Below are 299 nucleotides of genomic sequence, written 5' to 3'. Positions count from 1 at the left end.
ATGATCGTGATGAGCAATTCGCCTTTGGCGTCAAAGGTGTAAATATTTTCCTTTTCGAAGTACACCTCCACTCCCACTTCTTTGAGTTTCCTGACTGTGGTCAAGGAGTCGACCGTGTTGCGAGCAAACCGGGACACACTCTTGGTGAGGATCAGGTCGATTTTGCCTGCCAGGGCGTCATCGATCATGGTTTGGAAACCTTCGCGACGTTTCATAGAGGTGCCAGAAATACCTTCATCGCAGTACATGCCCGCGAACTGCCAATCATTACGTGAGCGAATATAGGTGGTGTAGTAGTC

Annotated in this window: 1 protein-coding gene; it reads right to left on the bottom strand. The window is 49.2% G+C overall.

The window, feature by feature from the left end; translation table 11 throughout:
* Window positions 1–299 (bottom strand): recombinase family protein (locus QP381_RS08850; RefSeq protein WP_285068613.1); only part of this gene is annotated, 299 nt, incomplete at both ends.

The sequence above is a fragment of the Pauljensenia sp. UMB6358 genome, from assembly GCF_030216865.1.
Classification (GTDB): domain Bacteria; phylum Actinomycetota; class Actinomycetes; order Actinomycetales; family Actinomycetaceae; genus Pauljensenia; species Pauljensenia turicensis_A.
This window is presented reverse-complemented; position numbering and strand designations above follow the sequence as displayed.